Below are 25,389 nucleotides of genomic sequence, written 5' to 3'. Positions count from 1 at the left end.
CAGACGCCGTGCTGGACGCGACCTGGGTTCGTTCTTCAGCGCTCGGAGGCGTCTCGCCAGTAGTCCGCGAGCATCTCGCCCGGCCACGTCGGCTGAGTGACGGGCCCGCGCGGGAGCATCTCTTGGAAGACCGCCACGAGATCGACGACCTGAGTGCCGTCGTCGGCGTCGAGGTCCTCGACGTGCAGGTCACGCCCGTTGACCTTGATCAGTTTCGGAAAGGAGGTGGCGAGCCGTGCCGGACGCCGATGGTTGTGGTGAACGAAGGTTCCGGTCGCCGGCCAAGCGGGATTGTCGCGGGGGCTGCGCGCGTGCAGTGCGACATCGTCCGGGGATCCGAGGTGGAAGAACCACGTGACCTGAAGGTGGGAGAACTCCTCGATACCTTGGAGAGTCTCCATGGGGAACTCCGGCCTGAGGCGGATGATCGACTCCACGCCTCCCTTGAAGTCATCAAGTCGCCCGGTGTGGCCTCCGACGACCTCGGCGATGACCGGCACCTGAATGGAGTCTGGGGACACGGATTGCCCTTCTTCCTTGTCAACCCCAGCACTCGCATGGGGCTTTGGGGCGTCAGGGTACTTGTTGCAGTACGGCCCGGGCCCGCGCGTCGACTTCGGAGACTGGGGAAATGCCGCGGTTGCGGAACGGGGATAAGACCGCGCGCATGGTCGTGGCCGCTTCCCTTGTCCTTCCGGACTGGACGCCGTCCATGGCGTCCAGAGCCAAGGTCCAGGTGTGACAAGCGGCCTCAAGGTTTCCTTGTCTGGCCTGGACCGTGCCCATATAGCCCAGGGTGACGGCGTGAGTCCTGCTGAAGGCGTCGGCCCTGCGGTAGCGCACGCTGTCATGAAAATGCCGCAAGGCACCGTCCAAGTCGCCCAAAGCCCATAGGGCGCGAGCCGTCTCGTGGGCGAGGGAGGCTTCCTGGAAGAACCAGATCCGTTGCGGTTCCTCATCGCCTGGCGCGGCCCGGTTGAGGTCGGCCTCGGCCTGGTTGATCGCGGTGACGGCTTGCCTTCTCTGGCCGTTCACCGCTAGCGCTCGTGCCCGCACGATGCCGATGAGGGCCCGTTCACGCGAGGTGGAGTGGGCGTACCTGTCCCGTTCGACTGAGCTGGTGGCGAGTTCCAGTCCTGCCTTGAAGTGCCCCAGGTCTATGGCCTGGTGCGCCATCGCCCGCAGGATATGGCCGGTGAGGGGGGTGTCGTCGGCCTCCGCGGCGAGCTTGAGCGAGAGACTGAAATAGCGGCGCGCGAGTTCGTGCTGGGAGGCGTCGAAACTCATCCAGCCAGCTACGTAGACGGCTTCGGACGCGGCCGAGTACAGCGACCGACGTGCTCGTTCGCTGCCGAAAGAGCCTCCGACGTACCGTGCCACGTCGTCGACGATGTACTGGCAGAGGGCTGTCCGCCCGTCGACACCGCCGTGTCGCTGGTCGCGTCGGGCGAAGAACTCGGTCATTTCGCGAACGGCCCGTACCTCGGTCTCGCCGACCGCGTGGGTGGCTCCTGTGGAGCGGGTGCGGGCCCGGTGAGGAGCCTCGTCCCACCAGGAATCCTGAGGGAGGGCCAGGCCTCCGACAGAGTAGGCGGCGCCCGACAGGAGCCGGCGACGTCCGCGGTCCATGTTGTCCCTCCTCAGGTCGACCAGATTCGTCAGAGTGTCCGCATCCCACTCGGCGGCTAGATCAGGGGACGTGCCTACCAGACCGAGTTCCGCGAGTGTCACGGGGCGCCCCAACCGTCGTGACAGCGTTTCACGCAGGATCGCCGCCGCCTGACCACGAGGACGAGTGCCGGCCACCCACATGGCGATGTGCGAACGCTTGACGGTGAAGACCTCCTCGGCCCCGACCTCCGCTGCCACGCGGACCATCGCGGCGGCCACTGCCGTCTGTGACCAGCCTGTTTCTGCGATTGCCGCAGCCAACTCGACGTTCCTTCGCGGCATGCTCTGCCCCTGTTCACAAGAGAACAATCTTTGACGGGTTTGACGGCATCGAGGCCCCGGCGGGGATATCCGCCTGTCGCGATTCACGGTTCGCTGAGGGAATACGAAACCACCAACGAGCAGAGGAAGGGTGGTTACAGGTGACTTTCAGCCACGTGAGTGACGGAGATGGGCAAGCTGTCTCGGTATCCCGCCTGGCGTCCACGTCTCAGCCGGGTGAACGGAGGGAGGTGTGCGTTCCATGCGCCACGTCTTCGGAGGTGGCCCCCTCCAGTCGTTCCGCTGGCGATGGATCCTGGGCGAGGGAGACGGCCCCGCCTCTTTTGTGGGACCCGGTGATGCAATCAGCGACTTCTCGATCCACGGGGTGCCCCGCGTATTCCCAGACCCTTCCGCGCGAGCCGCGGAGCGCGGTGGTCGCGCGGCGATTGGTTCGCGCGTCGTTGACTCTGTGGGGCTTGGAATCCCTGATCGATGACGCGACGCTCATCGTGACCGAACTGATCGGCCACGCCATCGATCACGGCCGGCTCGCATCGATCCGCGTGGTCGTTTCCAGACACTCTGAGAAAGCGGTTCGAGTGGGAGTGGTCGACCGCTCCAAGGCCGATTCGAAGCGCAGGGTGGATTCTGATGATGACCTTCTCCGGGGGCTGGGGCTTCTTCTGGTTGACGCTCTGGCGGACCGATGGGGAACCGAGCCGTATCGATGGGGCAAGCAGGTCTGGGCTGTGTTGCGGGAGAGGGAAACCCCGTGAGGGAGGGTGGGTGCATGGTGCGTGAGCCGTGGGAACTCTTCTTCCCGGCGGAGCCACGGGAGGTCGCGGGACTTCGCCGAGTCCTGGGGCTCCACCTGAAGCTGTGGGGGCTTTCGCGGCAGCGTGCTGTGGTTCAGCTCTGCGTGAGTGAGCTGGTCACTCAAGTGATCCGGCAGGTGGGCGTGGGCACGCCCACGACGCTCCGTCTGGCGATGGAGGGCACGTGCGTGCGGATCGAGGTGGCCTCTCCGGAAAGTGACGCTGCGCCGACGCGATCCACCAGTGTGTCTGAGGAGGAGAAGGAGAGGTCTTTGGCTGTGATCGGCGGGGTGGCCGAGCGGCACGGTGTCCTGGTGGATGCCGGCCGTCAGGTCAGATGGTGTGAGATCACCACTGACCTCACGACGCCCCACGGCCATGGTGGCGGGTCGCGCGTCACGAGGGCGGAATCCATGATCGAACTTTGCGGTGTCGTCACCCTTCCGCGTGCCGTCAACGCGAGTCGCCTCACCGTCGTCAGGGCCAAGGACGCGGTGGTCGAGGCGATGGTGGACCTCATGCGATGGGCGGACGCCCATGGGTACGACGCGGACGATGTTCTCGACGTGGCCCAAGCCCGGTTTGAGGCAGGACTCTGACGTCCCGACAGGCGAGGTGACAAGGGGTTGTCTCGTCCGTACCCATGCTGGAGTGCCGTGATCTAGATTTCGGTCATGGGGATTCGAGACTTGCTCGCCGAGGTCGCGAGCACTTATGACCGCGCCGCCGGTTCCACGCGTGAGGTGAAGGGACAGCAGGTGCTGCGGGGGGTCGCGACTCGCACCGACCTCGTCCTGCCGCCTGGCTTTAGGGCCGAGGGGCATGGAGGCCAGACCACTCCGGCGGCGACGCCCTGGATCGGAGTTTTCGATACGCGGGGAATGCAGGACCCCAAGAAGGGCCTGTATTTGGCCTACATCTTCAGTGCTGATCTGAAGAACGTGACCCTGACCCTGCAGCAGGGCATCACCTGGCTGGAAGAACCCCTAGGGAAGGGGCGTGCTCGCGAGGAGCATCTTCGCCACCATGCGGCGAGGCTTCGACGGGCTGTGAAGCGTCGGGAGAACGTCGGCTGGGTTGATGAGCCGGACCTGAGGGATTCGGCGACCAGGCCGAGGGCGTACGAGGCCGCCAGTGTGATCGCCAAGGTGTACGACACGGCGAAGCTGCCTGGCGACATCGCACTGCTAGAGGATCTATATGTAGGTGTGCAGTCCCTCCGCCGGGCTGAGGAGTTCGATCGTCTCTGGTGGGCCAGCGGTGAGAACGACGCCTTTCAATTGGCCTACGCGCTAAAGGCGCATGGGGAGCAAGACGAATTCTCTCCTCGGGACTTCGACCCACTCGCTGAGTTCCGTCCGAAGGACAGCGGTGAGTACACGGCGGAGATCAGAGCTCGACAGCAGGTCAAGCAGCGCACTCATGAGAAGCTCGTCGACGACTTCGGAAGACATGTCGTGGGGCGGGGATTCACCCCGATAACACTGCGACAGCACCCGAAGGACTTGGTCCTGAGGCAACAGGAGCCGGCCGAAGGGCAGGTGGACGAGTGGCTCGTCGAAGCGAAGATCGTGCGCCATGGGAATCCGACGGTGGCGGTACGCGAAGCTCTCGGGCAGCTCTTTGAGTACCGCCACTTCCTCTACCCGAAGCAGCCGGCTCCCTTCCTCCTAGGCCTCTTCTCCGAGGAGATCGGCGTCTATTCCTCGTATCTGGAGGAACACGGAGTCGCCTCGGTCTGGCAGTCCGCTGACGGGTGGGACGGGTCCGCTCGGGCGAGGGGTTGGGGAATGACGACGGGCTAGTGCCGCTTAAGACCGCGTCACTCCGCCCCGTGGCACTCCCCGTACGTCTTCTCCGAGCCGCACCAGCAGGCGGCCGTCCTCAAGGGGGGCCAGGGGGTGGCGCGGGAGCGGGCGGCGAGGGTGGTGGCGTATTGGGGGAGGAGGGCCGCCTGGGAGGGGTGGGTGGCTTCGGAGGCGGCGAAGGCCTCGTAGGAGGGGACGGTGGCGCGGACGATGCCGAGGTTGGGGGTGCCGGCCGCGGCGAGTTCGCGGAGGGAGGCTTCGATGTCCGTCAGGTGGGCCCGGTAGGTGGGGTACTCGGTTTCCAGCTCCGGGTAGGCGGCGAGGAGTTCCGTCAGTTCGTGTTCCGGCCAGTGGAGGACCGCCACCGGGAAGGGGCGGGAGAGGGCCGTGCGGTAGGTGCCCAGTTCGGAGCGGAGGCGGGCGATCTCGGCCCGGAGCTCGGTGGGGTCGGAGGAGCCCAGGGACCAGAGGCGCTTCGGGTCGTGGAGTTCGTCCAGGGGGACCTTGCCCTGGTGGAGGCGGTCCGCCCGGGTGTCCCAGTCGTCGTGCGGGCGGGCCAGCATGCGGCGGATGCGGTGGCGGGTGGTGAGGAGGGAGACGGTGGGGTGGGGGAGCTCGGCGGTGTCCCCGGCCAGGAGGGCCGCCGCCTCCGTGAGGGTCTCCTCCGCCGCCTCCAGTTCGTCGTGGGCCTCCAGGGTCTCCGCCGCGATCTCCCAGGGGGGCGCTTCCGTCGGGCGGGAGCGGCGTACGCCTTCGATGATGGCGCGCGCCTCGGCCTCGTGGCCGTACTCCCACAGGTTCGACGCCTTCAGCGCGCGGATCAGGTGGGGGTCCGCCGGGTTGCCGGACAGCAGGTCGTCGTAGAGGGCCGTCGCGCCGGGACGGTCGTCCGCGAGTTCCAGGTGGGCGGCGGCCTGGAGCAGCAGCGGTTCACGGTCGCCGGGGTACTGCTCGGCGGTGCGCAGCAGACGCTCGGCTTCGGCGAGGTGGGCGGCAGGCGTGTCGGGGCGCATGCCGTCCACCGTACTGCGGTGTGCCCCTGGAGAGTTGGTGGCGTAGCCCTTGTCGTGCCCGGCGTGCGGGACTGGGGAGGCAGGGGACGGGAGCGGGTGCCGGTCGTCGTCCAGGGACGTTCGGGGCGCCGGGGGCTTGTCCGTGTGCTGTGGTTCGGGGCCGAGACCGTCGTCACCTGCGGTGTTCTGATCCTGTTGCTGGTCGCGCACCAGGTGTGGTGGACCAATCGGCCGGCCCGCGCCGAGGCCGGTGAGCAGGTGGCCGTGCTGGAGCGCGAGTGGGAGGGGGAGTGGGGGATCTCTCCTTCGGAGGGTTCTTCCCCGTCCCGCCTCCCGTGTCCCCTCCTTCCGGGGCGGGCGGCGGGGGTGGCGGTTCCGGTTCGCCTTCTTCTTCCGCCGCCCCTCCTGTTCCCGTGACCTCCGGCGGTTCCGGGCGGTCCGTGCCTCCGTCCGCCCGTACGCCCTCCGGTTCCGCCTTCGCCGTGCTGAGGATCCCGCGGATCGGGCTGACCGTGCCCGTCGCGCGGGGGATCTCCCGGAGCGAGGTGCTCGACAAGGGGTACGTGGGGCACTATCCGGGGACCGCCGCGCCCGGGCAGGCCGGGAACGTGGCGCCGGCCGGGCACCGGAACACGCACGGCGAGCCGTTCCGGTACGTGAACCGGTTGCGCAAGGGCGACGAGATCACGCTGCGGACGCGGGAGGGGACGCACACCTGTCTCGTCGACCGGATCCTGCCGGTGACCTCGCCGCGCGACACCGGCGTCATCCAGCCGGTGCCGCGGTCGATCGTGAAGCCGTCGTACGGGTACTCCGAGGCCGGCTCCTACATCACCCTCACCACCTGCACCCCCGAGTTCACCTCCCGCCACCGGCTCATCGTCCGGGCGACCCTGCGACGGTGAGGACGGCGCCGGCCAGGGCCAGGGCGGCCGAGGCCACCAGGGCCGCGTCCGGGGTCGCCGCCGACAGGGCCAGCATCAGCGACACGCCGGCCGCCGAGCCGATGTAGCGGGCCGTGTTGTTCGCGCCCGAGCCCATCGCCGCGCGCTCCGGCGGGACGGAGTCGACGGCGAGGCGGGGGAGCGCGGCGTTCAGGAGGCCGCTGCCCGCGCCCGCCACCACCAGGCCGGCGACCAGGCGCGGCCAGGGGAGGGCGGCGGATTGCGTGGTGCCGAGGAGGAGCAGGACGCCCGCCGCCGACAGGGCGAAGCCGCAGGCCAGTTGGTACGGGGCCGAGAGCCGGCCCGCGAGCCGGCGGGCCTGCAGCGCGACCACGAACGCCGCGCCCGACCAGAGGGCGAAGAGCGCCGCCGCGGCCAGCGCCGACAGGCCGGACCCGCGCTGGAACAGCGCCGGCAGCACGCTGAACATGCCGATCACCGCCAGGCCCGTGAAGAGCGCCCCCACCGTCGACGCCCGGAACGCCGGCCTCCGCCACATCCCCGGGTCGATCATCGGGGCCGCCACCCGGCGCTCCACCAGCAGGAACACCGCCGTGAGCGCCACCGCCGCCAGGAGCAGCAGGCCCGGCGCCGGGCGCAGCCAGCCGTCCCGGCCCAGCGTCAGGGCCGTCAGCAGGGCGCCCAGCGCGAGTGCCAGGGCCGTCGCGCCCACCAGGTCCGGGCGCCGACGGCCGCGGGCGCCGCCCGGCGCGGGCAGCGCCGCGGGCGCCGTGAGGGCACGGGCCCCGATCGCCGCCGTCACCAGGGCCGCCGCGCCCAGCACCGCGTACGCCGACCGCCAGTCCACCAGGGCGAGCGCCCCCGCGAGCAGCGGGCCGAGCGCGATCCCGCCGCTCACCGACGCGCCCCAGACGCCCGTGGCCCGGATCCGGTCGCGGCCCGAGGGGTACGCGTCGGCCAGCAGGCCCAGGCTGCCCGCGAGGACCGCCGCGCTCGCCGCGCCCTGCGCGATCCGCGCCGCCGTGAAGAGCACCGTCGAACCCGCGAAGGCGCCGAGCGCCGTCGTCACGCCCAGCGCCAGCGTCCCCAGCAGGAACACCCGCCGCCTGCCGTGCGCGTCGGCCAGCGCGCCCGCGACCAGGAGCAGGACGGCGAGGCCGAGCGGGGTGCCGTTGAGCAGCCACGCCTGCGCCGAGGGCGGCGTCCGGAAGGCCTCCGCCATCTCCGGGAGCGTCGCCATCGGCGCCGTGTAGTTCATGAGGGCGACGCCGGTGGCGAGGGCGGTGACGGCGAGCGTGGCGGGGGAGGGGGAGGGGGAGGGGGAAGGGGCCGCGGGCGGGGCGTCGGAGGCCGGCTGGGTGGTCGGTGTCGTGGGCGTGGTGCGTGAGTGGGCTGTACTCATGGGGCCTCCGCCCGGTCGGTTCGGTCACGACATCACGTCGGTTCGTTCATTGAACCCAGACCTTACTCCGATCGGTTCGTTCAATGAACCCCCTTTGTTACGCTGGTTCCCATGGCCCTCGGCAAGGACTACGCCCAGCAGCAGTGCTCCATCGCCCGCGCCCTGGAGGTCGTCGGCGAACGGTGGACGCTCCTCATCGTGCGCGACGCCTTCTACGGTGTCCGCCGTTACAGCGATTTCCTCGCCCACCTCGGCGCCCCCCGTGCCGTCCTCGCCGCCCGGCTCCAGGCGCTCGTCGACGCCGGCGTCCTCGACCGGCGCCGCTACCAGGAGTCCCCGCCCCGCGACGAGTACGTCCTCACCGGGCGCGGCCTCGCCCTCTGGCCCGTCCTGTGGGCCCTCGGCGCCTGGGGGAGGGCCGAGGTGCCCGGCTCCCTGCCCATGCGCGCCTTCCACCACGCCGACTGCGGTACGGAACTCGGCCCGTCCGGCGAGTGCCCCGCCTGCCGCGTCCTCGTCGCGCCCGCCGACGTCGAGATGCGACCCGGTGCCGGGCTCGACCTCGACCCCGCCGAACCCGTCGCCCGGGCGCTCCTCGCGCCGCGCCGGCTGCTCACGCCGCTGGAGCCGGCGGCTCATCAGGAACGCCGGGAACCTTCTCGTACGGCCGTTCGTCCTACGTGACGGACAGTGAAGTTCGTGGAGCGGGGGGCGTGATGAGCGGGAGTCTGGTCCTGCGGCGAGTCGCGCCCCTCGTCCTGCTTCCCGTCCTCCTGCTGATCGCCTTCGCGGGGCTCGCCCTGACGGACGGCTCCGTCGGCTCCGCCGTCGTCCTCGCCGTCTCCGCCGTCGCCTGCGGCTTCCTCGGCGTCCGTACGGCTCCGGCCGTGCCGCCCACGCGCATACGCACCGCGCTGCGCGACCGGGCCCGCCGCACGGCCTTCCTCCCGCAGCGCGACCCCGACGCGGCCGGTCGCCGCCGGCCCCGGGCGCCGGGGCTCCCCCTCCCGACGACCGCGTAGGCGTTCCCGCAGCCGCACCCGTACCCGTACGCCGTACTTGCGCCTCCTCCGCCTGTACGGACACCGGCGCCCCGTACCCGCACCCGTACGTCGTGCCCGCACCCGTACCCGTACGTCGTACCCGTACCTCGTACCCGTACGTCGTGCCCGCACCCGCCGCGAGACGCCTCCGCGCGGTCCGTCATGCCGAGACGCACCACCCCATCCCCGGCACGACGAACCCGGAGGGTTCCCTTGTCCTTCTTCCCGTCCCCGCTCCTCGACGCCTTCTCCGCGCTCGTCGACCGGCTCGCCGCACTGCTCCAGCCGCTCGCCGCCGACGCCTCGACCGCCCTCGCCGTCGTCCTCTTCACCGTGCTCGTCCGGCTCGCCGTCCACCCCCTCTCCCGCGCCGCCGTGCGGGGGCAGCAGGCCCGGGTGCGGCTCGCGCCCCGGATCGCCGCGCTCCAGGAGAAGCACAAGCGCCGGCCGGAGCGGCTCCAGCGGGCGATCCTGGACCTGCACGCGCAGGAGAAGGTCTCGCCGTTCGCGGGGATCCTGCCGAGCCTGCTCCAGGTGCCCGCGTTCCTCCTCCTGTACGCGCTCTTCTCCTCCGGCGACCGGATGAGCGGGCACGCGCTGTTCGCCGCGCCCCTCGACGGCCGCTGGACCGGGGCCCTCGGCGACGGCGGGCCCTTCGGGCCGGCCGGGCTCGTCTACCTCGCCCTCTTCGCCGTGGCCCTCGCCGTCGCCGCGTTCCAGTACCTCAGGACCCGCCGCGAGACCGCGCGGGCGCGGGCCGCGGCACCGGCGTCGCCCGCCGACGGGCCCGCCGCGGCCGTGGGGCGGATCCTGCCGCTGCTCTCCTTCGGGACCGTCGTGACCGTCGCCGTCGTGCCGCTCGCCGTCGCGCTCTACCTCGTCACCAGCACCTCCTGGGCCGTCGTCGAACGCGCGCTACTCATGCGTAAGGGTCCGCAGGCTGAACGGGGTCTTGCGGGCTGAACGGGAGTCTTGGAGGATCGGACGATCCTCCGATGGCCGCACTCCATCGGCCGGGGCACCGAAGGGCCTCCCCCGGGCCCACCTCGACCACAGGGAGAAGACCATGAAGCTGCTGCGAGTCGGCCCGCCGGGCGCCGAGCGTCCCGCCCTCCTCGACGGGGACGGGACCCTCCGTGACCTGTCCTCCTTCACCGACGACGTCGACGGCAGTCTGCTCTCCGACACCGCCGCGCTCGACCGGATCCGCGCCGCCGCCGAGGCCGGCGTGCTGCCCGCCTTCGGCGGCTCCGGCGACGCCACCGGGCTGCGCGTCGGCCCGCCGGTCGGCCGGATCGGCAAGGTCGTGTGCATCGGGCTGAACTACCACGGCCACGCCGCCGAGACCGGCCAGGCCACCCCGGCCGAGCCGGTCGTCTTCCTCAAGGCCGCCGACACCGTCGTCGGCCCGGACGACACCGTGCTCGTGCCGCGCGGCTCGGTGAAGACCGACTGGGAGGTCGAGCTGGCGATCGTCATCGGCCGGACCGCCCGCTACCTGGAGACCGACGAGGAGGCGCTGGCGCACGTCGCCGGGTACGCGCTCGCGCACGACGTCTCCGAGCGCGAGTTCCAGATCGAGCGCGGCGGCACGTGGGACAAGGGCAAGAACTGCGAGACCTTCAACCCGCTCGGGCCCTGGCTGGTGACCGCCGACGAGGTGCCCGACCCGCAGGACCTCGCCCTGCGCCTCTGGGTCAACGGCGAGCTGAAGCAGGACGGCCACACCTCGGACCAGATCTTCCCGGTCGCCGAGGTCGTCCGGTACGTGAGCCGGTTCATGACCCTCTACCCCGGCGACGTCATCAACACCGGCACGCCCGCCGGCGTCGCCATGGGGCAGCCCGAGCCCAAGCCGTACCTCCGGCCCGGCGACGTCGTCGAGCTGGAGATCGAGGGCCTGGGCCGCCAGCGCCAGGAGCTGAAGAGCGCCTGACGGGACCGCCGGGCCCCGAGCCCGGCCGCCCCGCCGCCTCGTCGCACCGTCGGCCGAGAGGTCGGCGATCCGGCGGCGCCCCGCGTGGGGTGCCGCCATTTCCATCCCTTTTTATGCATATTTCGGCATATGGAACACGTAAGGACCGACCGCGTCCCTCGCCGCAGATCCCGTCTCGCCCTCTCCGCCGCGACGGCGGTCCTCGCCGCCGGCGCCCTCGTCGGCGGACTCGCCGTCACCGGCGCCGCCGATACGCTGCCCGGCGGCCTCGGCCCCTGCAAGCCGGGCAACTGCCCGCCCACGTACCCCGACATCAACAACGGCACCGTCCTGTGGCGCGACAACGCCGTCAACGTCTTCGTCGGCGGCGACTTCCTCGTCCGGGAGTCCGCCGCCGAGGCCGAGGGCAAGGTCGTCGTCCTCGGAAACCTCGACCAGGCCAAGCGCGCCGGCGTCTCGCAGGTCTACAACGTCGGCATCGCCGGCGTCGGCTCGCGCGTCGTCCCCGACGACGACGAACCCTTCCTCAACGTCGGCGGGAACATCACCGTCGCCACCGGCCAGAGCCTCCTCACCGAGGAGGGCACGATCAGCGGCGAGACGCTGTACGCGGGCACCGTCACCGGCACCGTGACCCCGACGCCCGTCAAGGACGCCGCCGCCGTCACCCCGTACCTCGGGCTGCGCGACCGGCTGACGGACGCCAGCCAGTGCTACGCGTACGTCGACGGGGCCTCCCGCACCGCCACCGGAACGGCCGTCAACAACGGCTACGAGACCGTCTTCACCGGCGACGGAACCTCCGCGCTCCAGGTCTTCGCCGTCGACTTCGACCTGGAGTCGGCGGGCGGCGGGCAGCAGGGCATCCGCTTCGAGAACATCCCCGCGAACGCGACGGTCCTCGTCAACGTCCTCGGCGACGACCGCACCGTCGACACCTACATCAACGGCCTGCCCGGGCTCCGCGACCGGCTCCTGTGGAACTTCCCCGACGCGACGCGGGTGAAGTTCGAGGGCACCGCGCAGTTCGCGGGCAGCGTCCTCGTCGGCAACCAGGCCAGCACGGCGACCATCACCATGCCGGGCATGAACGGCCGGTTCTTCACGACCGGCAACCTGACCCACGCCTCCGAGCCGGGCGGGGGCGGCGGCCAGGAGATCCACAACTACCCGTTCAACGGCGACCTGCCGTCCTGCGACGAGGACCCGACTCCGACGGAGCCGACGCCCACGGAGCCGACGCCGACGGAGCCCACTCCGACCGAGCCGACTCCGACGGAGCCGACGCCCACGGAGCCCACTCCGACGGAGCCCACTCCGACCGAGCCGACTCCGACGGAGCCGACGCCCACGGAGCCCACTCCGACGGAGCCCACTCCGACCGAGCCGACGCCGACGGAGCCGACGCCGACGGAGCCCACTCCGACGGAGCCGACGCCGACGGAGCCCACTCCGACCGAGCCGACGCCGACGGAGCCGACGCCGACGGAGCCCACTCCGACCGAGCCGACGCCGACGGAGCCGACGCCGACGGAGCCGACGCCGACGGAGCCGACGCCGACGGAGCCGACTCCCACGGAGCCGACTCCGACCGAGCCGACTCCGACCGAGCCCACGCCCACCCCCACCGAGCCCACGCCCAGCCCGACCGACTCCGCCGACGGCGGCACGGACGGCGGCGGGTCCGACGGTGGCTACGGTGACGACACCGGCGGGTCCGACGGCGGTTACGGTGACGACACCGGCGGCCACCACGGTCCCGGCCCCGACGGCGGCGGCGAGCTGCCCGAGACCGGCGCCGGCACCGGGAAGGTCGTCATGGGTGCGACGGCGGCCGGCCTCGCCCTCGGCGGCGGCCTCCTCGTCGCCGTCAGCCGCCGGCGCCGTCGGTCGAGCGGCGCAGCCTGACGGTGACGCCCTCGCGGGCCGAACGCCGCGCCGCCTCCAGGACGTCCAGGGCGGCGGCGGCCTCGTGCGCGGTGACCGGGTTCGGCCCGGTGCCGCGTACGGCGGCGGCGACGGCCGCGTAGTACGCCGGGTAGTCCCCCGGCACCGACTCGACCGGCGTCCCGCCGCCCGTCAGCGGGGACTCCCCGGCGCCGATCCGGCCCCACAGCTCCTCGGGCTCCACGCCCCAGGCGGCGCCGGTGCCGGGCCGCAGTCCCTCGCGCAGCGCCGCCTCCTGCGGATCGAGGCCGTACGTCACGAAGCCGGCGCGCTGCCCGAGCACCCGGAAGCGGGGGCCGAGCTGGGCGGCGGTGGAACTCACGTACAGGTGGGAACGGACGCCGTTCTCGTGGGTGATCGCGAGGAAGGTGTCGTCGTCGGCCGCGGCGCCCGGGCGGCGCACGTCCGACTCGGCGTAGACGGAGACGGCCGGGCCGAAGAGGACCAGGGCCTGGTCGACGACGTGGCTGCCGAGGTCGTAGAGGAGCCCGCCGACCTCCTCCGGGGAGCCGGACTCGCGCCAGCCGCCCTTCAGGCGGGGCCGCCACCGCTCGAAGCGGGACTCGAAGCGCTGGACCTCGCCGAGCTCGCCCTCGTCGAGGAGGCGACGGAGGGTGAGGAAGTCGCTGTCCCAGCGCCGGTTCTGGAAGACGGAGAGCAGCAGGCCCCGCTCCTCGGCGAGCGCCGCGAGGGCGCGGGCCTCGGCGGCGGTCGGGGCGAGCGGCTTGTCGACGACGACGGGCAGACCGGCCTTCAGGGCGGCCTCGGCGAGCGGGACGTGGGTCTTGTTGGGGGAGGCGACCACGACCAGGTCCAGCTCGGGGGCCCCCTCCGCCCAGAGCTCCTCCGGCCGGGCGAGCACCCGGACGCCGGGATGGGCGGCCCGCGCCTCCGCGGCGCGCTCGGGATTGCCGGTGGTGACGGCGGCGAGGGTCAGGCCGGGGGTGGCGGCGATGAGCGGGGCGTGGAAGACGGAGCCCGCGAGACCGTAGCCGATGAGGCCGACGCGGAGCGGGAGGGGGGTGGTGGTCATGGTCGCCACTTAAGCAACGCTGTTGCCGAAGTGCAAGCAGGGGTGAGAATGGGCCGGTGACGGTGATGAGGAGAGACCCCGGCGGCGGCGCCAACCTGACGGCGCTGCGCGGCCACAACGCGGCGCTCGTCCTGGACCTGCTGCGTACGGCGGGGGAGGAGGGCATCAGCCGTCTCGAACTGGCCGCCCGGACCGGCCTCACTCCGCAGGCCGTCAGCAAGATCACCGCCCGGCTGCGGGCGGACGGGCTGGCGGCGGAGGCCGGCCGCCGCGCCTCGACCGGCGGCAAGCCCCGTACGGTCCTCCGCCTGGTCCCCGGAGCGGCGCACGCGATCGGCGTCCACCTCGACCGCGACGAGGTCACCGTCGCCCTCACGGACCTCACCGGCACCCCGCTCGCCGTCCGCCGCCACGCCGTGACCCTCTCCGACGGCCCGCCCCGGGTCCTGGAGACCCTGGTCCGGGCCGTGCGCGCGCTCCTGGCGGAGCCCGCCCCGCCGCCCGTGCCGCGCACGGCTTCGCCCCGGCCCCCGGTCCCGTCCCCGGCCGTGGCCCCGCCCCGGCCGTCCGGCCCGGTGGGCGCGTACGGTCCGGTGGCGGCGCCGGGCCCGGTCGGCGCGCCGGAGCCGGTGGAGGCGCCGGGCCCGGTCGGCACTCCCGTCGGGCTCCGGCTGCTCGGCGTCGGGGTGGCCATGCCCGGGCCGTTGGAGCACCGGGGCGGGGTGGCGGGGCGGGTCACCGGGGCGCCGGGGTGGGACGGGTTCCCCGTGCGGGAGGCCCTGGAGGCGCGGCTCGGCGTGCCGGTCGTGCTCGACAAGGACACGAACGCCGCCGCCCTCGACCTCGCCGTCCGGCCCGGCGCGCCGCGCTCGTTCGCGTACGTCCACCTCGGTACGGGGCTCGGTGCCGGGCTCGTCGTCGGCGGGCTGCCGCTGCGGGGCGAGCGGACCGGGGCGGGGGAGCTCGGCCACCAGACCGTCCAGCTCGACGGGCCCCGCTGCGACTGCGGGGCGCGCGGCTGCCTGGAGGCGCTGTGCCTCGCGGCGGTGGCGCGGGGCGAACTGCCCGAGGCCGCCCGGATCCTCGGCGCCGGCGCGGCCAACCTGGTCCGGCTCCTCGACATCGACCGGGTCCTGCTCGGCGGCCGGGTGGTGCTGGCGGCGCCGGAGGTCTTCGCGGACGGCGTCGCCGCCGTCCTCGCCGACCGGCGCCTCCCGACCCCGGTCGAGGTGACGGCCACCCCGCACGCCGTGGCCCGCGGCGCCGCCCAGCTGGTCCTCGCCCCGGTCTTCGGCCAGGCCCCGTCGGTACACCCGCCGATGTACTCATCGGAAGAGCGGACCATACGCTGATCGGGCGGATCCGGCGGCATCGGCGGTGTCGCCGAGGAGCCCCGGGCCCGCCCTGTGGCAGCCTCGCCGGCGAGACGTACGTCCGCGAGCAGCAAAGGCATCCGTCCATGGCATCCGCCCCCCGGCCCCTGCGCAGCGCCCGTGTCCTCGCCGCCGCGGCCGTCACGCTGACGGGCGCCCTGCTCCCCGTCCCCGCCGCCTCGGCGGCCCCCGCTCCCGCGCCCGTCTGCGGCGCGGACTCCGACGCCGGCTTCCCCCTCGAGACCCGGATCCAGGACGACGGCTCCGCCGACTACCCCGCCGGCGGGGCCTTCCGGAGCTGGGAGCTGGAGGTGCGCAACACCACCGGGCGGGCCTGTACGCAGGTGCATCCGGTGCTCGTCCTCGTCGACGAGAAGCGGGTGCTGCGGCCCGAGCAGATCCGGCTGGAGTTCTACGACGCGGAGGGCGACCGCTGGCGGCCCGTCGCCTTCGAGGCGACGGAGGAGGCGGAGAGCGTCGGAGCGTTCACCGGAACCGAAGGCGCCGGAGACGGCGCGAGCACCGGAACCCCCGCCGAACCCCGCCGCTTCGACGGCTTCGCCGTCCCCGCCCGCCGTACCGTCACCGTCCCCGTCCGGCTCGCCTTCCGCGCGGACGCCGTGCCCGACGAGGTCGTCGTCAACGCCGCGCTCGTCCAGCGCCGGGGCGCCGACGGCGACTGGGTCGGCCGCTCCGACGACTACCGCCTCACGATCGGACCGCCCGTCCCCGGCGCCACACCCGCTCCCGTCCCTCCCCCCACCCCCGCCGTGCCGACCGCGCCCGCCGAGCCCCCGGGGTCCGCGTCCACCGTCCCCGCCACCCCCGCCATCCCCGTACCCGACCGGGCCCCCCTCCCCCCGCCGCCGTCCGCCGACCGAACCCCCGTTCCCTCCTCTCCCTCCTCCCTCTCCCGCCCTCCCGAACTCGCCCACACGGGACGGGAGCAGGCCGCCCCCCTGGCCCCCTGGGCGGCGGCCCTCGCCCTCGCCGGCGCGTTCCTCGCCCGCGCCGGACGCCGCCTCGGGCGCCGCTGAGGCCCCGAACCCGCGGGTCACCCTCCGTACACCTCCCCGTTCACCCCCGTCTGCGACGATCGCCGGATGAACCACCACCACGTCCCCAGCGCCCCGGGCGCCCCCGTCCGCTCCGGAGTCCCGGAGCACGGCCGGGTGCCGAAGTACTACGCCGTGAAGGCGCGACTCGCCGTGCTCGTCGACGAGTTGGGGGAGGGCGGGGCGCTGCCCACCGAGCGCGACCTCGCCGTGCGGTACGAGGTGTCCCGGGAGACCGTCCGCCAGGCCCTGCGCGAACTCCTCCTGGAGGGCAGGCTGCGCCGGCGGGGGCGGGGCACGGTCGTCGCCGGGCCCAAGCTCGAACAGCCGCTCTCCCTCGCGAGTTACACCGAGGGCGTCCGCCGCCAGGGCCGCCGCCCGGGCCGCAGCATCGTCTCCCTCGACCGCTTCCCCTGCTCCGAGGCGCTCGCCCCCGAGGTCGGCGTGGCGCCCGGCGAGCCCGTCTGGCACATGGAGCGGGTGCTGCTCGCCGACGACGAGCGGGTCGGCCTGGAGAGCACGTACGTCTCCGAGGCCCGCGTCCCCGGCCTCGGCACCGACTTCGACCCCGACTCCTCCTTCTACGGCTACCTCCGCGACCGGCTCGGCATCTCCTTCGGCGACGCCGACGAGCGGATCGAGACCGTGCTCGCCACCCCGCGCGAGGCCCTGCTCATCGGCACCCCGCCCGCCCTCCCGATGCTGCTCCTGCACCGCCTCTCCCGGGACGAGGACGGCCGTCCCCTGGAGCGGGTCCGCACCCTCTACCGGGGCGACCGCTTCAGCTTCACCACCCACCTCGGCCGCCAGGAATAGGCCGTGTTCACCCGATGAGGGAAGCCCGGCGCATCACAGGAAGGTAACGGGTCTAGTCCAAGTTTGTCGGGCCGTTCACCGTCCCGTCGCCCATCCGACCGGACCGGGTCACCCACCGCCCCGACCGTGGACGGCATGAAGGTGATCGTCGTAGGAGCAGGCGTGGTGGGCACCATGCACGCCTGGCAGGCAGTGGAACGCGGCCACGAGGTCGTACACATCGAGCGCGAGGCCGAGGCGCGCGGAGCCTCCCTGAGGAACTTCGGCCAGATCTGGGTCAGCGGCCGCGCGGGCGGCGAGGAGCTCGACACCGCGCTGCGCGCCCGCGAGCTGTGGGAGGGGATCGGCGCCCGCGTCCCCCGCCTCGGCTTCCGGGCCAACGGCTCCCTCACCCCCGTCCGGGGCGCGCTCGAACGGGCCGTCGCCGAGGCGGCCCTGGCCCGCCCGGACGCCCCCGCCCGCGGCTACGAGCTGCTCACCCCCGACGAGGCGCGGGCGGTCAACCCGGCGCTGCGCGGCGACTTCGACGCCGCCCTGTGGTGCGAGCGGGACGCCGCCGTCGAGCCGCGCACCGCGCAGCTCGCCCTCCGCGAGGCCCTCCTCGCCACCGGCCGCTACACCTTCCTCCCGGGCCGCGAGGTCCGCGAGGTCGTCGGCGAGCACGCCGTCCGCGACGACCACGGCGACCTGCACGACGGCGACGCCGTCGTCCTGTGCACCGGCGCCTGGCTCTCCGGCCTGGTCCGCGAGGTCGCCGGTCCGGTACCGGTCCGCCGCGTGCGCCTCCAGATGATGCAGACCGCGCCGCTCGGCGAGCCGCTGACCACCTCCGTCGCCGACGCGGACTCCTTCCGCTACTACCCGGCCTACGCCTCCGGGGCCCTCGACGCGCTCAACGCCGGCCAGGCGCAGGACCCGACCGCCGCCGCCCACAAGATGCAGCTGCTCATGGTGCAGCGGCTCGACGGCGGGCTGACCATCGGCGACACCCACGAGTACGAGCACCCCTTCGCCTTCGACACCGTCGAGGACCCCTACGAGCACCTCGTCCGCGTCGTCGAGTCGCTGCTCGGCCGCCCGCTGCCGGCGATCCGCCGCCGCTGGGCCGGGGTGTACGCGCAGTGCGTGGACACCACCCGGGTCGTCCACCGCCAGCGGGTACGGGACGGGGTCTGGCTCGTGACCGGACCCGGCGGCCGCGGCATGACCTGCTCGCCCGCCATCGCCGAGACGACCGCGAACGAACTGGGCTGGTGACACCCATGACCACGAAGAACACCCACGACCTGATCGTCCTCGACATGGCCGGCACCACCGTCGCCGACGGCGGCCTCGTCGAGCGCGCCTTCACCGCCGCCGCCGAACGCCTCGGCGAGGACCCGGCCACGATGATCGACCACGTCCGCGCCACCATGGGCGAGTCCAAGATCTCCGTCTTCCGCCACCTCCTCGGCGGCGACGAGACCCGTGCCCGGCAGGCCAACCTCGCCTTCGAGGAGGCGTACGGCGCCCTGGTCTCCGAGGGCCTCGTCGCCCCGCTCCCCGGTGCGGAGGAAACGATCGCCCGGCTGCGGGACGAGGGCCGCACCGTCGTCCTCACCACCGGCTTCGCCCGCGTCACCCAGGACGCCCTCCTCGACGCGCTCGGCTGGCGGGACCTCGCCGACCTCACCCTCTGCCCGGCCGACGCCGGCGGCCGCGGCCGCCCGTACCCGGACATGGTCCTCACCGCCCTCCTCCGCACCGGGGCCGTCGACGACGTGCGCCGCACCGTGGTCGCCGGCGACACCTCGTACGACATGCTCACCGGCGCCCGCGCCGGTGCCGGGCTCGTCGCCGGCGTCCTCACCGGCGCCCACGACGAGCCCGCCCTCAGGCGGCACGGCGCCACCCACGTCCTCGCCTCCGTCACCGAACTCCCCGCCGTGATACGGGAGTACGAGTCGTGACCAGCGGCATCCGCTTCGACGGCGTCTCCGTCGCCTACGGGGACACCACCGTCCTCGACGCGCTCACCCTCACCGTCGAACCCGGTGAGGTGATGGCCCTCCTCGGCCCCTCCGGCTCCGGCAAGACCACCGCCCTGCGGACCGTCGCCGGCTTCGTCCAGCCCTCCGCCGGCCGCGTGTACATCGGCGGCCGGGACGTCACCGACCTCCCGCCGTACAAGCGGGGCATCGGGATGGTCGTCCAGCAGTACGCCCTCTTCCCGCACCTGCGCGTCGACGAGAACGTCGCCTTCGGGCTCAAGGCCAGGAAGCACCCCAAGGCGGAGATCCCCGCCCGGGTCGCCGAGGCCCTGGAGATGACCGGGATGGGCGCGTACGCCAGGCGCCACCCCCGCGAGCTCTCCGGCGGGCAGCAGCAGCGCGTCGCCATCGCCCGCGCCCTCGCCATCCGCCCCGACGTGCTCCTCCTCGACGAGCCGCTCTCCGCGCTCGACGCGCAGCTCCGCTCCGGGATGCTCGCCGAGCTGGCCCGGCTCCACCGCGAACTCCCCGACGTCTCCGTCCTCTACGTCACCCACGACCAGGTCGAGGCGCTCACCCTCGCCGACCGGATCGCCGTCATGGACCGGGCCCGGCTCCAGGACTGCGGCACCCCGCAGGAGCTGTACCGGCGGCCGCGCACCGAGTTCACCGCCTCCTTCGTCGGCAACGCCAACCTGCTGCCGGTGCGGGTCGGCGCCGACGGCGTCGACTTCGCCGGCGCCGCCCTGAAGGTCCCGGTCGGCGACGCGTCCCCCGGCGCCGCCGCCACCCTCTGCGTCCGCCCCCACCTCGTCGGCCTCGGCGAGGGCCCCAACGCCCTGCGCGGCCGGATCGCCGAGGTCCAGTGGCGGGGCGCCACCCACCGGCTGTACGTCGACGTCGACGGGCACCGGGTGAAGGCGGACGTGCGGGAGCTGCGGGACACCCCGCCGCTGGGCTCCGAGGTCACCCTGCACTTCGCGCCGGAGGACGCGGTGCTGCTGGGCTCGGGGGTCGGCGACGGCACGGCCCCGGGGGTGAACGATGGCTAGCGCCCGGGCCGCCGCCCCGCCCGTCGTCACCGCGGCCGGCCGGCCCCGGAGGCGTACCGCCCCCACCTGGGCCTGGGCGCTGCCGCCCGTCGCCGTCCTCGGGCTCGTCTTCCTCTACCCGCTGGGCCTCGTCGTCCAGGAGTCGCTCGCGCCCGGCGCGTACGCCGACGTCCTCGCCTCCGCGTCCTTCCGGGACGCGCTGGTCACCACCGTGTGGCTCGCGGTCGGCGCCACCGTCGGCTGCCTCGTCCTCGGCTTCGTCCTCGCGCTGATCGTCGCCTTCGTGCCCTTCCCCGGCGCCAAGGCCGTCTCCCGCTTCATCGACGTCTTCCTCTCCTTCCCCTCCTTCCTCATCACCCTCGCCCTGCTCTTCGTCTACGGCACGGTCGGCATGGCCAACGGGCTGTGGACCGGCGCCACGGGAGCCGCGGAGGGACCGTTCCGGTTCCTGACCACCCCGTGGGGCGTGCTCCTCGCCGAGATCACCTACTTCACGCCCTTCGTGATGCGGCCGCTGCTCGCCGCCTTCTCCCAGCTGGACACCGCCCAGCTGGAGGTGGCGTCCTCGCTCGGCGCCCGGCCCGCCCGGATCGTGCGGAAGGTGATCCTCCCCGAGGCGCTGCCCGCGCTCGCGGCCGGCGGCAGCCTCGTCCTCGTCATGTGCCTCAACGAGTTCGGCATCGTCCTCTTCACCGGCGCCAAGGGCGTCACGACCCTCCCGATGCTCGTCTACTCCAAGGCCATCCTCGAATCGGACTACGCCGCCGCCTGCGTCGTCGCCGTCGTCAACGTCGTGATCTCCGTGGGCCTCTACGCCGTCTACCGGGTGGTGAGCCGCCGTGCTGGTGCATAGCCGTAAGGGCCGGGCCGCGTCCTGGCTCGTCTTCGCGGTCCTCTTCGTGCCGCTCTTCGCCGTCCCCCTCCTCGTCATCGTCGCCGCCTCGTTCTCGACGAACTGGTCCGGCGCCCTCCCCTCCGGGCCGACCACCGAGCACTACGCGGCCGCCGTCCGGGGCGAGTCCCTCCGGGCCCTGACGACCAGCCTCGCCACCGCCGCCGCCGCGAGCCTCCTCGCGCTCACCCTCGGCACCTGGGCCGCGCTCACCGCCGCCTCCCTGCGCGGCAGGGGCCGCCGGCTCCTCGACGCGCTCTTCGTGCTGCCGCTCGCCGTGCCGTCGGTGGTCGTCGGCCTCGCCGTCCTGGTGGCCTTCTCCCGGCCGCCGCTGCTCCTCAACGGCACCCGCTGGATCGTGATCCTGGCCCACACGGTCCTGGTCACGGCCTTCGCCCACCAGTCGGTCTCGGCGGCGATCCGCCGCCTCGACCCGATGTACGAGCAGGCGGCGGCCGGACTCGGCGCCCGCCCCTCGTACGTCCTGTTCCGGGTCAAGCTGCCGCTGCTGCTGCCCTCCCTGGGCGCCGCCGCCGGGCTCTGCTTCGCCCTCTCCATGGGGGAGCTGAGCGCCACGATGATGCTCTACCCGCCGGACTGGACGCCGCTGCCGGTGCTGGTCTTCACCGCCACCGACCGCGGATCCCTCTTCACCGGATCGGCGCTGGCCGTGGTCCTCATGGCCACCACCCTGCTGGTCCTGCTCGCCGTCTCCCGTATCCGTACCAGAGCGTCCTACCGATAACCCTCACGCAGGAGAAGAACGACGTCATGCTTACGTACGCCAAGCCGGTCGCCGCCGTCACCGGAGCCCTCGCCCTCGCCGCCTCCCTCACCGCCTGCGGCGGTTCCTCCGCCGCCTCCGACGAGAAGGTCGTCACCGTCTACAGCGCCGACGGCCTCAAGGGCGAGAAGGGCGACGGCTGGTACGACAAGGTCTTCGCCGACTTCGAGAAGGAGACCGGCATCGAGGTGAAGTACGTGGAGGGCGGCTCCGGGGAGATGGTCCAGCGGGCCCTCCGCGAGAAGTCCAACACGCAGGCCGACGTCATCGTCACCCTTCCGCCCTTCATCCAGCAGGCCGGCTCCAAGGGCCTCCTCCAGAAGTACACGCCGAAGGGCGCCGACCAGGTCGACGGCGCCGACAAGGCCGCCGACGGCTCCTGGACGTCCGTCGTCAACAACTACTTCGGCTTCATCCACAACAAGAAGGAACTGCCCGAGGCCCCCGGCACCTGGGAGGCCCTGCTGGACAAGAAGTTCGAGAACAGGCTCCAGTACTCGACCCCCGGCGTCGCCGGCGACGGCACCGCCGTCCTCATCAAGGCCATGCACGACTTCGGCGGCCAGGCGCCCGCCATGGAGTACCTGAAGAAGCTCCAGGCCAACAACGTCGGCCCGTCCTCCTCCACCTCCAAGCTCGCCCCCAAGGTCGACAAGGGCGAACTCCTCGTCGCCAACGGCGACGTGCAGATGAACTTCGCCCAGGCCAAGTCCATGCCGAACCTCGCCATCTGGTTCCCGGCCAAGGAAGGCGGCAAGCCCACCACCTTCGCCCTGCCCTACGCCGCCGGCCTCGTCGACAAGGCCCCGCACACCGAGAACGGCAAGAAGCTCCTCGACTTCATGCTGAGCGAGGGCGCCCAGCGCGAGGTCAGCGCCGTCGGCGGCGGCTTCCCCGCCCGCAAGGACGTCAAGCCCACCGACGCCAACGCCCTCGCGCTGGCGAAGCTGATCGAGGGCGTCGAGATCTTCGAGCCGGACTGGGCCGACATCGACGAGAACCTGTCGTCCTACGTCGACGCGTGGAAGTCCGCGACCGGCAGCTGAGAGTTCACCGCACGTCCCTCGACCCCCTCCGCAGATAGCGGAAAGATAACGGGTACGGACCAACGCCCCTGTGCGACAAGGGGCGTTGGTGTGCGCATCCACTCCTTTCCCCCTCTCGTGGAGGACACCGACATGCCGCTCCCGGGCATCTCCCGCCGCACCGTGCTCGCCGCCGGAGCCGCCGGCACGGCCCTCGCCGCCACCGGCCTCGCCACCGCCCCCGCCGCCCACGCGGCCGCCGCCGTCCCGACGCTCCCGAACGGCACCAGCCTCGACAAGGTCCTCGTCGTCGGCATGGACGGCCTGCGGCACGACCGCATCGACGCCGCGAACGCCCCCACCCTCAAGTCCCTGATGGCGAACGGCACCTACGGCCGCTCCCTGCTCTACGCCCACCCGATGGCCGCGACCTCCTCCGGCCCCGGCTGGTCGACGATCTCCACCGGCGTCTGGCCCGACAAGCACGGCGTGAAGGACAACACCTTCACCGGCAAGAACTACGCCACGTACCCCGGCTTCCTGGCCCGCCTGCACCAGGTCCGCCCCCAGCTCTCCCTCTTCGCCGCCGTCGACTGGCCCGAGCTCGACACCCACGGCACCGTCACCCCCGGCGCCGACGCCAAGCTCGTCTACGACAACAATTACGTCGTCAACGACAAGGTGATCACCGACATCACCGAGGACGTCCTCCGCAACCAGAACCCGGACGTCCTCTTCGTCTACTTCGGCGAGACCGACGAGATCGGCCACAACCACGGCGCCGCCAGCCAGAAGTACCTCGACGCCATCGCCGTCCAGGACGGCTACCTCGGCCGCCTCCTCGCCGCGATCCGGTCCCGCCCCGCGTACGCCTCCGAGCGCTGGACCGTCCTCGTCACCACCGACCACGGCCACACCGACGCCGGCGGCCACGGCGGCTCCGCCGTCGAGGAGCGCCGCACCTTCGTCCTCGCCCAGGGCCCCGGCATCGCCGCCGGAGCCCGCCCGGTCGACACCCGGCTCGTCGACGTCGCCGCCACCGTCTTCCGCCAGCTCGGCATCGACCCCGACCCGTCCTGGGGCCTCGACGGCAAGCCGATCCAGGAGCGCTCCACCGACCCCTTCGACGCCCTGTACGGCTCGCTGGGCGGCCGGGTCGACGAGACCGGCATCCCCGCCGGCGTCCTCGGCTTCACCCACGCCCCGCCCGCCGGCTGGTCCGTCGTCAACAACGCGATGGGCACGGGCGGCACGACCGAATGGCGCGGCTGGTCCTTCGCCACCGACGAGTTCTGGTCCCGCGCCCAGCGCGACCAGTGGCGCGAGCTGAACGTCCGGGCCCGCGGCGTCTTCGCCGTCGCCGACTCCGACGAGTGGGCGGACAAGTCCTTCTCCGGCGCCTACGACACGACCCTGGTCACGCCCGCGTACGCGGTCACCGGTGCCGCCCGCGTCACCCTCGGCTTCACCACCCTCTACCGTCAGGAGGGCTCCCAGGTCGCCGAGGTGCTCGCCTCCTTCAACGGCGGCACGCCCACCCTGGTCAAGCGCTACACCGCCGACGTCGTCTCCCAGCCCCAGTCCCTCACCGTCCCGGTCCCCGCCGGCGCCTCGAACGTCAGCTTCCGCTTCCGTTACGCCGGTGCCAACAACTGGTACTGGACGATCGACGGGGTCACCGTGACCACTTCCTGACCTACGCTGGGGGCGTCGCCACAGCGCAGTCGCGTCGCCCCCAGCACACGCACGACTTGTACGGCAGGAGTCCCGCACCCATGGCAGAGCGCAAGCCGATCGAATCCTGGCTCACCGACATGGACGGCGTCCTCATCCACGAGGGCGTTCCGATCCCCGGCGCCGACGCGTTCATCAGGAAGCTGCGGGAGACCGGGAAGCCGTTCCTGGTCCTCACCAACAACTCGATCTACACCGCCCGCGACCTCCACGCCCGCCTGATGCGCATGGGCCTGGAGGTCCCCGTCGAGAACATCTGGACCTCGGCCCTCGCCACCGCCGAGTTCCTCGACGACCAGCGCCCCGGCGGCACCGCGTACGTCATCGGCGAGGCCGGCCTCACCACCGCCCTCCACGACATCGGCTACGTCCTCACCGACCACGAACCCGACTACGTGGTCCTCGGCGAGACCCGCACGTACTCCTTCGAGGCCATGACCAAGGCCGTCCGCCTCATCAACGACGGCGCCCGCTTCATCTGCACCAACCCCGACGAGACCGGCCCCTCCCTGGAGGGCCCGCTCCCCGCCACCGGCTCCGTCGCCGCCCTCATCAGCAAGGCCACCGGCAAGCAGCCGTACTTCGCCGGCAAGCCCAACCCGCTGATGATGCGCACCGGGCTCAACGCGATCGGCGCCCACTCCGAGTCCAGCGCCATGATCGGCGACCGGATGGACACCGACATCCTCGCGGGCCTGGAGGCGGGCATGCAGACCTTCCTCGTCCTCACCGGACTGACGACGCAGGCCGAGATCGACCGCTTCCCCTTCCGCCCCTCCAAGGTCGTGAAGTCGATCGCGGACCTCGTCGACCGCGTGTAGTCCTCACGGAGCGTCGCCCCTGCGGATGCG

Annotated in this window: 25 protein-coding genes; 20 read left to right on the top strand and 5 right to left on the bottom strand. The window is 72.6% G+C overall.

Features of this window, described 5'->3' with window-relative positions; translation table 11 throughout:
* Nucleotides 1–35 precede the first annotated feature (35 nt).
* Entirely contained in the window at nt 36–521 is a 486-nt protein-coding gene (locus IE245_RS06565; protein ID WP_189945767.1) for a TrmO family methyltransferase domain-containing protein, read from the bottom strand.
* A gap of 52 nt (nt 522–573) precedes the next feature.
* Entirely contained in the window at nt 574–1,932 is a 1,359-nt protein-coding gene (locus IE245_RS06560; RefSeq protein ID WP_308436599.1) for an NsdA family TPR-like regulatory protein, read from the bottom strand.
* Nucleotides 1,933–2,291: 359 nt separating this feature from the next.
* On the opposite strand from IE245_RS06560, the gene IE245_RS06555 reads away from it, so the two are divergent.
* The 3 genes from IE245_RS06555 (at nt 2,292) to IE245_RS06545 (ending at nt 4,555) form a co-directional block, all read left to right on the top strand.
* Nucleotides 2,292–2,711 (top strand): ATP-binding protein, encoded by a 420-nt coding sequence (locus tag IE245_RS06555; RefSeq protein WP_189945765.1) that lies wholly within the window; start codon nt 2,292–2,294, stop codon nt 2,709–2,711.
* A 14-nt stretch (nt 2,712–2,725) separates the two neighbouring features.
* Nucleotides 2,726–3,349 carry an ATP-binding protein gene (locus IE245_RS06550; RefSeq protein ID WP_189945764.1) on the top strand — a complete coding sequence of 208 codons (624 nt, stop codon included), beginning with the start codon at nt 2,726–2,728 and terminating at the stop codon, nt 3,347–3,349.
* A 75-nt stretch (nt 3,350–3,424) separates the two neighbouring features.
* Nucleotides 3,425–4,555 (top strand): MrcB family domain-containing protein, encoded by a 1,131-nt coding sequence (locus IE245_RS06545; protein ID WP_189945763.1) that lies wholly within the window; start codon nt 3,425–3,427, stop codon nt 4,553–4,555.
* Between the two features lie 17 nt (nt 4,556–4,572).
* Here the strand turns inward: IE245_RS06545 and IE245_RS06540 are convergent, their stop codons facing one another.
* Nucleotides 4,573–5,571, bottom strand: a complete 999-nt coding sequence (locus IE245_RS06540) for an SEC-C domain-containing protein (protein ID WP_189945762.1) — start codon at nt 5,569–5,571, stop codon at nt 4,573–4,575.
* Between the two features lie 482 nt (nt 5,572–6,053).
* Here IE245_RS06540 and IE245_RS37905 point away from each other — a divergent pair, with 482 nt between their 5' ends.
* Nucleotides 6,054–6,476 carry a sortase gene (locus IE245_RS37905; RefSeq protein ID WP_308436597.1) on the top strand — a complete coding sequence of 141 codons (423 nt, stop codon included), beginning with the start codon at nt 6,054–6,056 and terminating at the stop codon, nt 6,474–6,476.
* Here IE245_RS37905 and IE245_RS06530 read toward each other — a convergent pair.
* A complete protein-coding gene (locus IE245_RS06530; protein WP_189945761.1) occupies nt 6,448–7,878 on the bottom strand; it encodes an MFS transporter in 1,431 nt (476 codons plus the stop codon). The two genes, IE245_RS37905 and IE245_RS06530, sit on opposite strands and share 29 nt — an antisense overlap.
* A gap of 111 nt (nt 7,879–7,989) precedes the next feature.
* Here IE245_RS06530 and IE245_RS06525 point away from each other — a divergent pair, with 111 nt between their 5' ends.
* The 5 genes from IE245_RS06525 to IE245_RS06505 all read left to right on the top strand — a co-directional run bounded on the left by IE245_RS06525 (nt 7,990) and on the right by IE245_RS06505 (nt 12,765).
* Nucleotides 7,990–8,562 carry a winged helix-turn-helix transcriptional regulator gene (locus tag IE245_RS06525; protein ID WP_189945760.1) on the top strand — a complete coding sequence of 191 codons (573 nt, stop codon included), beginning with the start codon at nt 7,990–7,992 and terminating at the stop codon, nt 8,560–8,562.
* Nucleotides 8,563–8,594: 32 nt separating this feature from the next.
* Nucleotides 8,595–8,900: a DUF6412 domain-containing protein gene (locus tag IE245_RS06520; RefSeq protein ID WP_189945759.1), complete on the top strand. Its 306-nt coding sequence runs from the start codon at nt 8,595–8,597 to the stop codon at nt 8,898–8,900.
* Nucleotides 8,901–9,134: 234 nt separating this feature from the next.
* A complete protein-coding gene (locus IE245_RS06515; protein WP_229851106.1) occupies nt 9,135–9,884 on the top strand; it encodes a YidC/Oxa1 family membrane protein insertase in 750 nt (249 codons plus the stop codon).
* Between the two features lie 103 nt (nt 9,885–9,987).
* Nucleotides 9,988–10,857: a fumarylacetoacetate hydrolase family protein gene (locus IE245_RS06510; RefSeq protein ID WP_189945757.1), complete on the top strand. Its 870-nt coding sequence runs from the start codon at nt 9,988–9,990 to the stop codon at nt 10,855–10,857.
* A gap of 129 nt (nt 10,858–10,986) precedes the next feature.
* Nucleotides 10,987–12,765, top strand: a complete 1,779-nt coding sequence (locus IE245_RS06505) for a choice-of-anchor A family protein (RefSeq protein WP_189945756.1) — start codon at nt 10,987–10,989, stop codon at nt 12,763–12,765.
* On the opposite strand, the gene IE245_RS06500 is transcribed toward IE245_RS06505, so the two are convergent.
* Nucleotides 12,728–13,837, bottom strand: a complete 1,110-nt coding sequence (locus IE245_RS06500; protein ID WP_189945755.1) for a Gfo/Idh/MocA family oxidoreductase — start codon at nt 13,835–13,837, stop codon at nt 12,728–12,730. The two genes, IE245_RS06505 and IE245_RS06500, sit on opposite strands and share 38 nt — an antisense overlap.
* A 65-nt stretch (nt 13,838–13,902) precedes the next feature.
* Here IE245_RS06500 and IE245_RS06495 point away from each other — a divergent pair, with 65 nt between their 5' ends.
* From IE245_RS06495 to IE245_RS06445, 11 genes are all read left to right on the top strand, one after another.
* Nucleotides 13,903–15,189: an ROK family transcriptional regulator gene (locus tag IE245_RS06495; RefSeq protein WP_189945866.1), complete on the top strand. Its 1,287-nt coding sequence runs from the start codon at nt 13,903–13,905 to the stop codon at nt 15,187–15,189.
* A gap of 107 nt (nt 15,190–15,296) precedes the next feature.
* The gene (locus IE245_RS06490) at nt 15,297–16,247 is read left to right on the top strand and encodes a hypothetical protein (RefSeq protein WP_189945754.1); all 951 of its coding nucleotides are present in this window, start codon (nt 15,297–15,299) and stop codon (nt 16,245–16,247) included.
* A gap of 66 nt (nt 16,248–16,313) precedes the next feature.
* Nucleotides 16,314–17,081 carry a GntR family transcriptional regulator gene (locus IE245_RS06485; protein WP_189945753.1) on the top strand — a complete coding sequence of 256 codons (768 nt, stop codon included), beginning with the start codon at nt 16,314–16,316 and terminating at the stop codon, nt 17,079–17,081.
* Between the two features lie 135 nt (nt 17,082–17,216).
* Nucleotides 17,217–18,338: a TIGR03364 family FAD-dependent oxidoreductase gene (locus tag IE245_RS06480; protein WP_189945752.1), complete on the top strand. Its 1,122-nt coding sequence runs from the start codon at nt 17,217–17,219 to the stop codon at nt 18,336–18,338.
* 5 nt (nt 18,339–18,343) lie between these two features.
* Nucleotides 18,344–19,030: a phosphonatase-like hydrolase gene (locus IE245_RS06475; protein WP_189945751.1), complete on the top strand. Its 687-nt coding sequence runs from the start codon at nt 18,344–18,346 to the stop codon at nt 19,028–19,030.
* Entirely contained in the window at nt 19,027–20,103 is a 1,077-nt protein-coding gene (locus tag IE245_RS06470) for an ABC transporter ATP-binding protein (RefSeq protein ID WP_189945750.1), read from the top strand. Before IE245_RS06475 ends, IE245_RS06470 begins: the two co-directional genes overlap by 4 nt.
* Nucleotides 20,096–20,956: a 2-aminoethylphosphonate ABC transporter permease subunit gene (locus tag IE245_RS06465; protein ID WP_189945749.1), complete on the top strand. Its 861-nt coding sequence runs from the start codon at nt 20,096–20,098 to the stop codon at nt 20,954–20,956. Before IE245_RS06470 ends, IE245_RS06465 begins: the two co-directional genes overlap by 8 nt.
* Nucleotides 20,943–21,740: an ABC transporter permease gene (locus tag IE245_RS06460; RefSeq protein ID WP_189945748.1), complete on the top strand. Its 798-nt coding sequence runs from the start codon at nt 20,943–20,945 to the stop codon at nt 21,738–21,740. The genes IE245_RS06465 and IE245_RS06460 overlap by 14 nt, the downstream gene beginning before the upstream one ends.
* A gap of 26 nt (nt 21,741–21,766) precedes the next feature.
* Entirely contained in the window at nt 21,767–22,825 is a 1,059-nt protein-coding gene (locus IE245_RS06455; RefSeq protein WP_189945747.1) for a 2-aminoethylphosphonate ABC transporter substrate-binding protein, read from the top strand.
* Nucleotides 22,826–22,957: 132 nt separating this feature from the next.
* A complete protein-coding gene (locus IE245_RS06450; protein WP_189945865.1) occupies nt 22,958–24,499 on the top strand; it encodes an alkaline phosphatase family protein in 1,542 nt (513 codons plus the stop codon).
* Between the two features lie 80 nt (nt 24,500–24,579).
* Nucleotides 24,580–25,359 carry an HAD-IIA family hydrolase gene (locus IE245_RS06445; protein ID WP_189945746.1) on the top strand — a complete coding sequence of 260 codons (780 nt, stop codon included), beginning with the start codon at nt 24,580–24,582 and terminating at the stop codon, nt 25,357–25,359.
* The last annotated feature ends 30 nt before the right edge of the window (nt 25,360–25,389 follow it).

This window comes from Streptomyces roseolus (genome assembly GCF_014649855.1).
Taxonomy (GTDB): Bacteria; Actinomycetota; Actinomycetes; order Streptomycetales; family Streptomycetaceae; genus Streptomyces; species Streptomyces roseolus.
The sequence above is the reverse complement of the archived record's forward strand: the minus strand, read 5'-3'. Positions and strand labels throughout refer to the sequence as shown.

What these genes read in the sequence shown, in the direction of transcription:
- IE245_RS06455 (WP_189945747.1), top strand. Translation starts at nt 21,767, where the DNA reads ATGCTTACGTACGCCAAGCCGGTCGCCGCCGTCACCGGAGCCCTCGCC.
- IE245_RS06550 (WP_189945764.1), top strand. Translation starts at nt 2,726, where the DNA reads ATGGTGCGTGAGCCGTGGGAACTCTTCTTCCCGGCGGAGCCACGGGAG.
- IE245_RS06530 (WP_189945761.1), bottom strand. Translation starts at nt 7,878, where the DNA reads ATGAGTACAGCCCACTCACGCACCACGCCCACGACACCGACCACCCAG.
- IE245_RS06510 (WP_189945757.1), top strand. Translation starts at nt 9,988, where the DNA reads ATGAAGCTGCTGCGAGTCGGCCCGCCGGGCGCCGAGCGTCCCGCCCTC.
- IE245_RS06540 (WP_189945762.1), bottom strand. Translation starts at nt 5,571, where the DNA reads ATGCGCCCCGACACGCCTGCCGCCCACCTCGCCGAAGCCGAGCGTCTG.
- IE245_RS06465 (WP_189945749.1), top strand. Translation starts at nt 20,096, where the DNA reads ATGGCTAGCGCCCGGGCCGCCGCCCCGCCCGTCGTCACCGCGGCCGGC.
- IE245_RS06495 (WP_189945866.1), top strand. Translation starts at nt 13,903, where the DNA reads ATGAGGAGAGACCCCGGCGGCGGCGCCAACCTGACGGCGCTGCGCGGC.
- IE245_RS06475 (WP_189945751.1), top strand. Translation starts at nt 18,344, where the DNA reads ATGACCACGAAGAACACCCACGACCTGATCGTCCTCGACATGGCCGGC.
- IE245_RS06555 (WP_189945765.1), top strand. Translation starts at nt 2,292, where the DNA reads ATGCAATCAGCGACTTCTCGATCCACGGGGTGCCCCGCGTATTCCCAG.
- IE245_RS06450 (WP_189945865.1), top strand. Translation starts at nt 22,958, where the DNA reads ATGCCGCTCCCGGGCATCTCCCGCCGCACCGTGCTCGCCGCCGGAGCC.
- IE245_RS06505 (WP_189945756.1), top strand. Translation starts at nt 10,987, where the DNA reads ATGGAACACGTAAGGACCGACCGCGTCCCTCGCCGCAGATCCCGTCTC.
- IE245_RS06525 (WP_189945760.1), top strand. Translation starts at nt 7,990, where the DNA reads ATGGCCCTCGGCAAGGACTACGCCCAGCAGCAGTGCTCCATCGCCCGC.
- IE245_RS06480 (WP_189945752.1), top strand. Translation starts at nt 17,217, where the DNA reads ATGAAGGTGATCGTCGTAGGAGCAGGCGTGGTGGGCACCATGCACGCC.
- IE245_RS06485 (WP_189945753.1), top strand. Translation starts at nt 16,314, where the DNA reads ATGAACCACCACCACGTCCCCAGCGCCCCGGGCGCCCCCGTCCGCTCC.
- IE245_RS06520 (WP_189945759.1), top strand. Translation starts at nt 8,595, where the DNA reads ATGAGCGGGAGTCTGGTCCTGCGGCGAGTCGCGCCCCTCGTCCTGCTT.
- IE245_RS06490 (WP_189945754.1), top strand. Translation starts at nt 15,297, where the DNA reads ATGGCATCCGCCCCCCGGCCCCTGCGCAGCGCCCGTGTCCTCGCCGCC.
- IE245_RS06445 (WP_189945746.1), top strand. Translation starts at nt 24,580, where the DNA reads ATGGCAGAGCGCAAGCCGATCGAATCCTGGCTCACCGACATGGACGGC.
- IE245_RS06500 (WP_189945755.1), bottom strand. Translation starts at nt 13,837, where the DNA reads ATGACCACCACCCCCCTCCCGCTCCGCGTCGGCCTCATCGGCTACGGT.
- IE245_RS06545 (WP_189945763.1), top strand. Translation starts at nt 3,425, where the DNA reads ATGGGGATTCGAGACTTGCTCGCCGAGGTCGCGAGCACTTATGACCGC.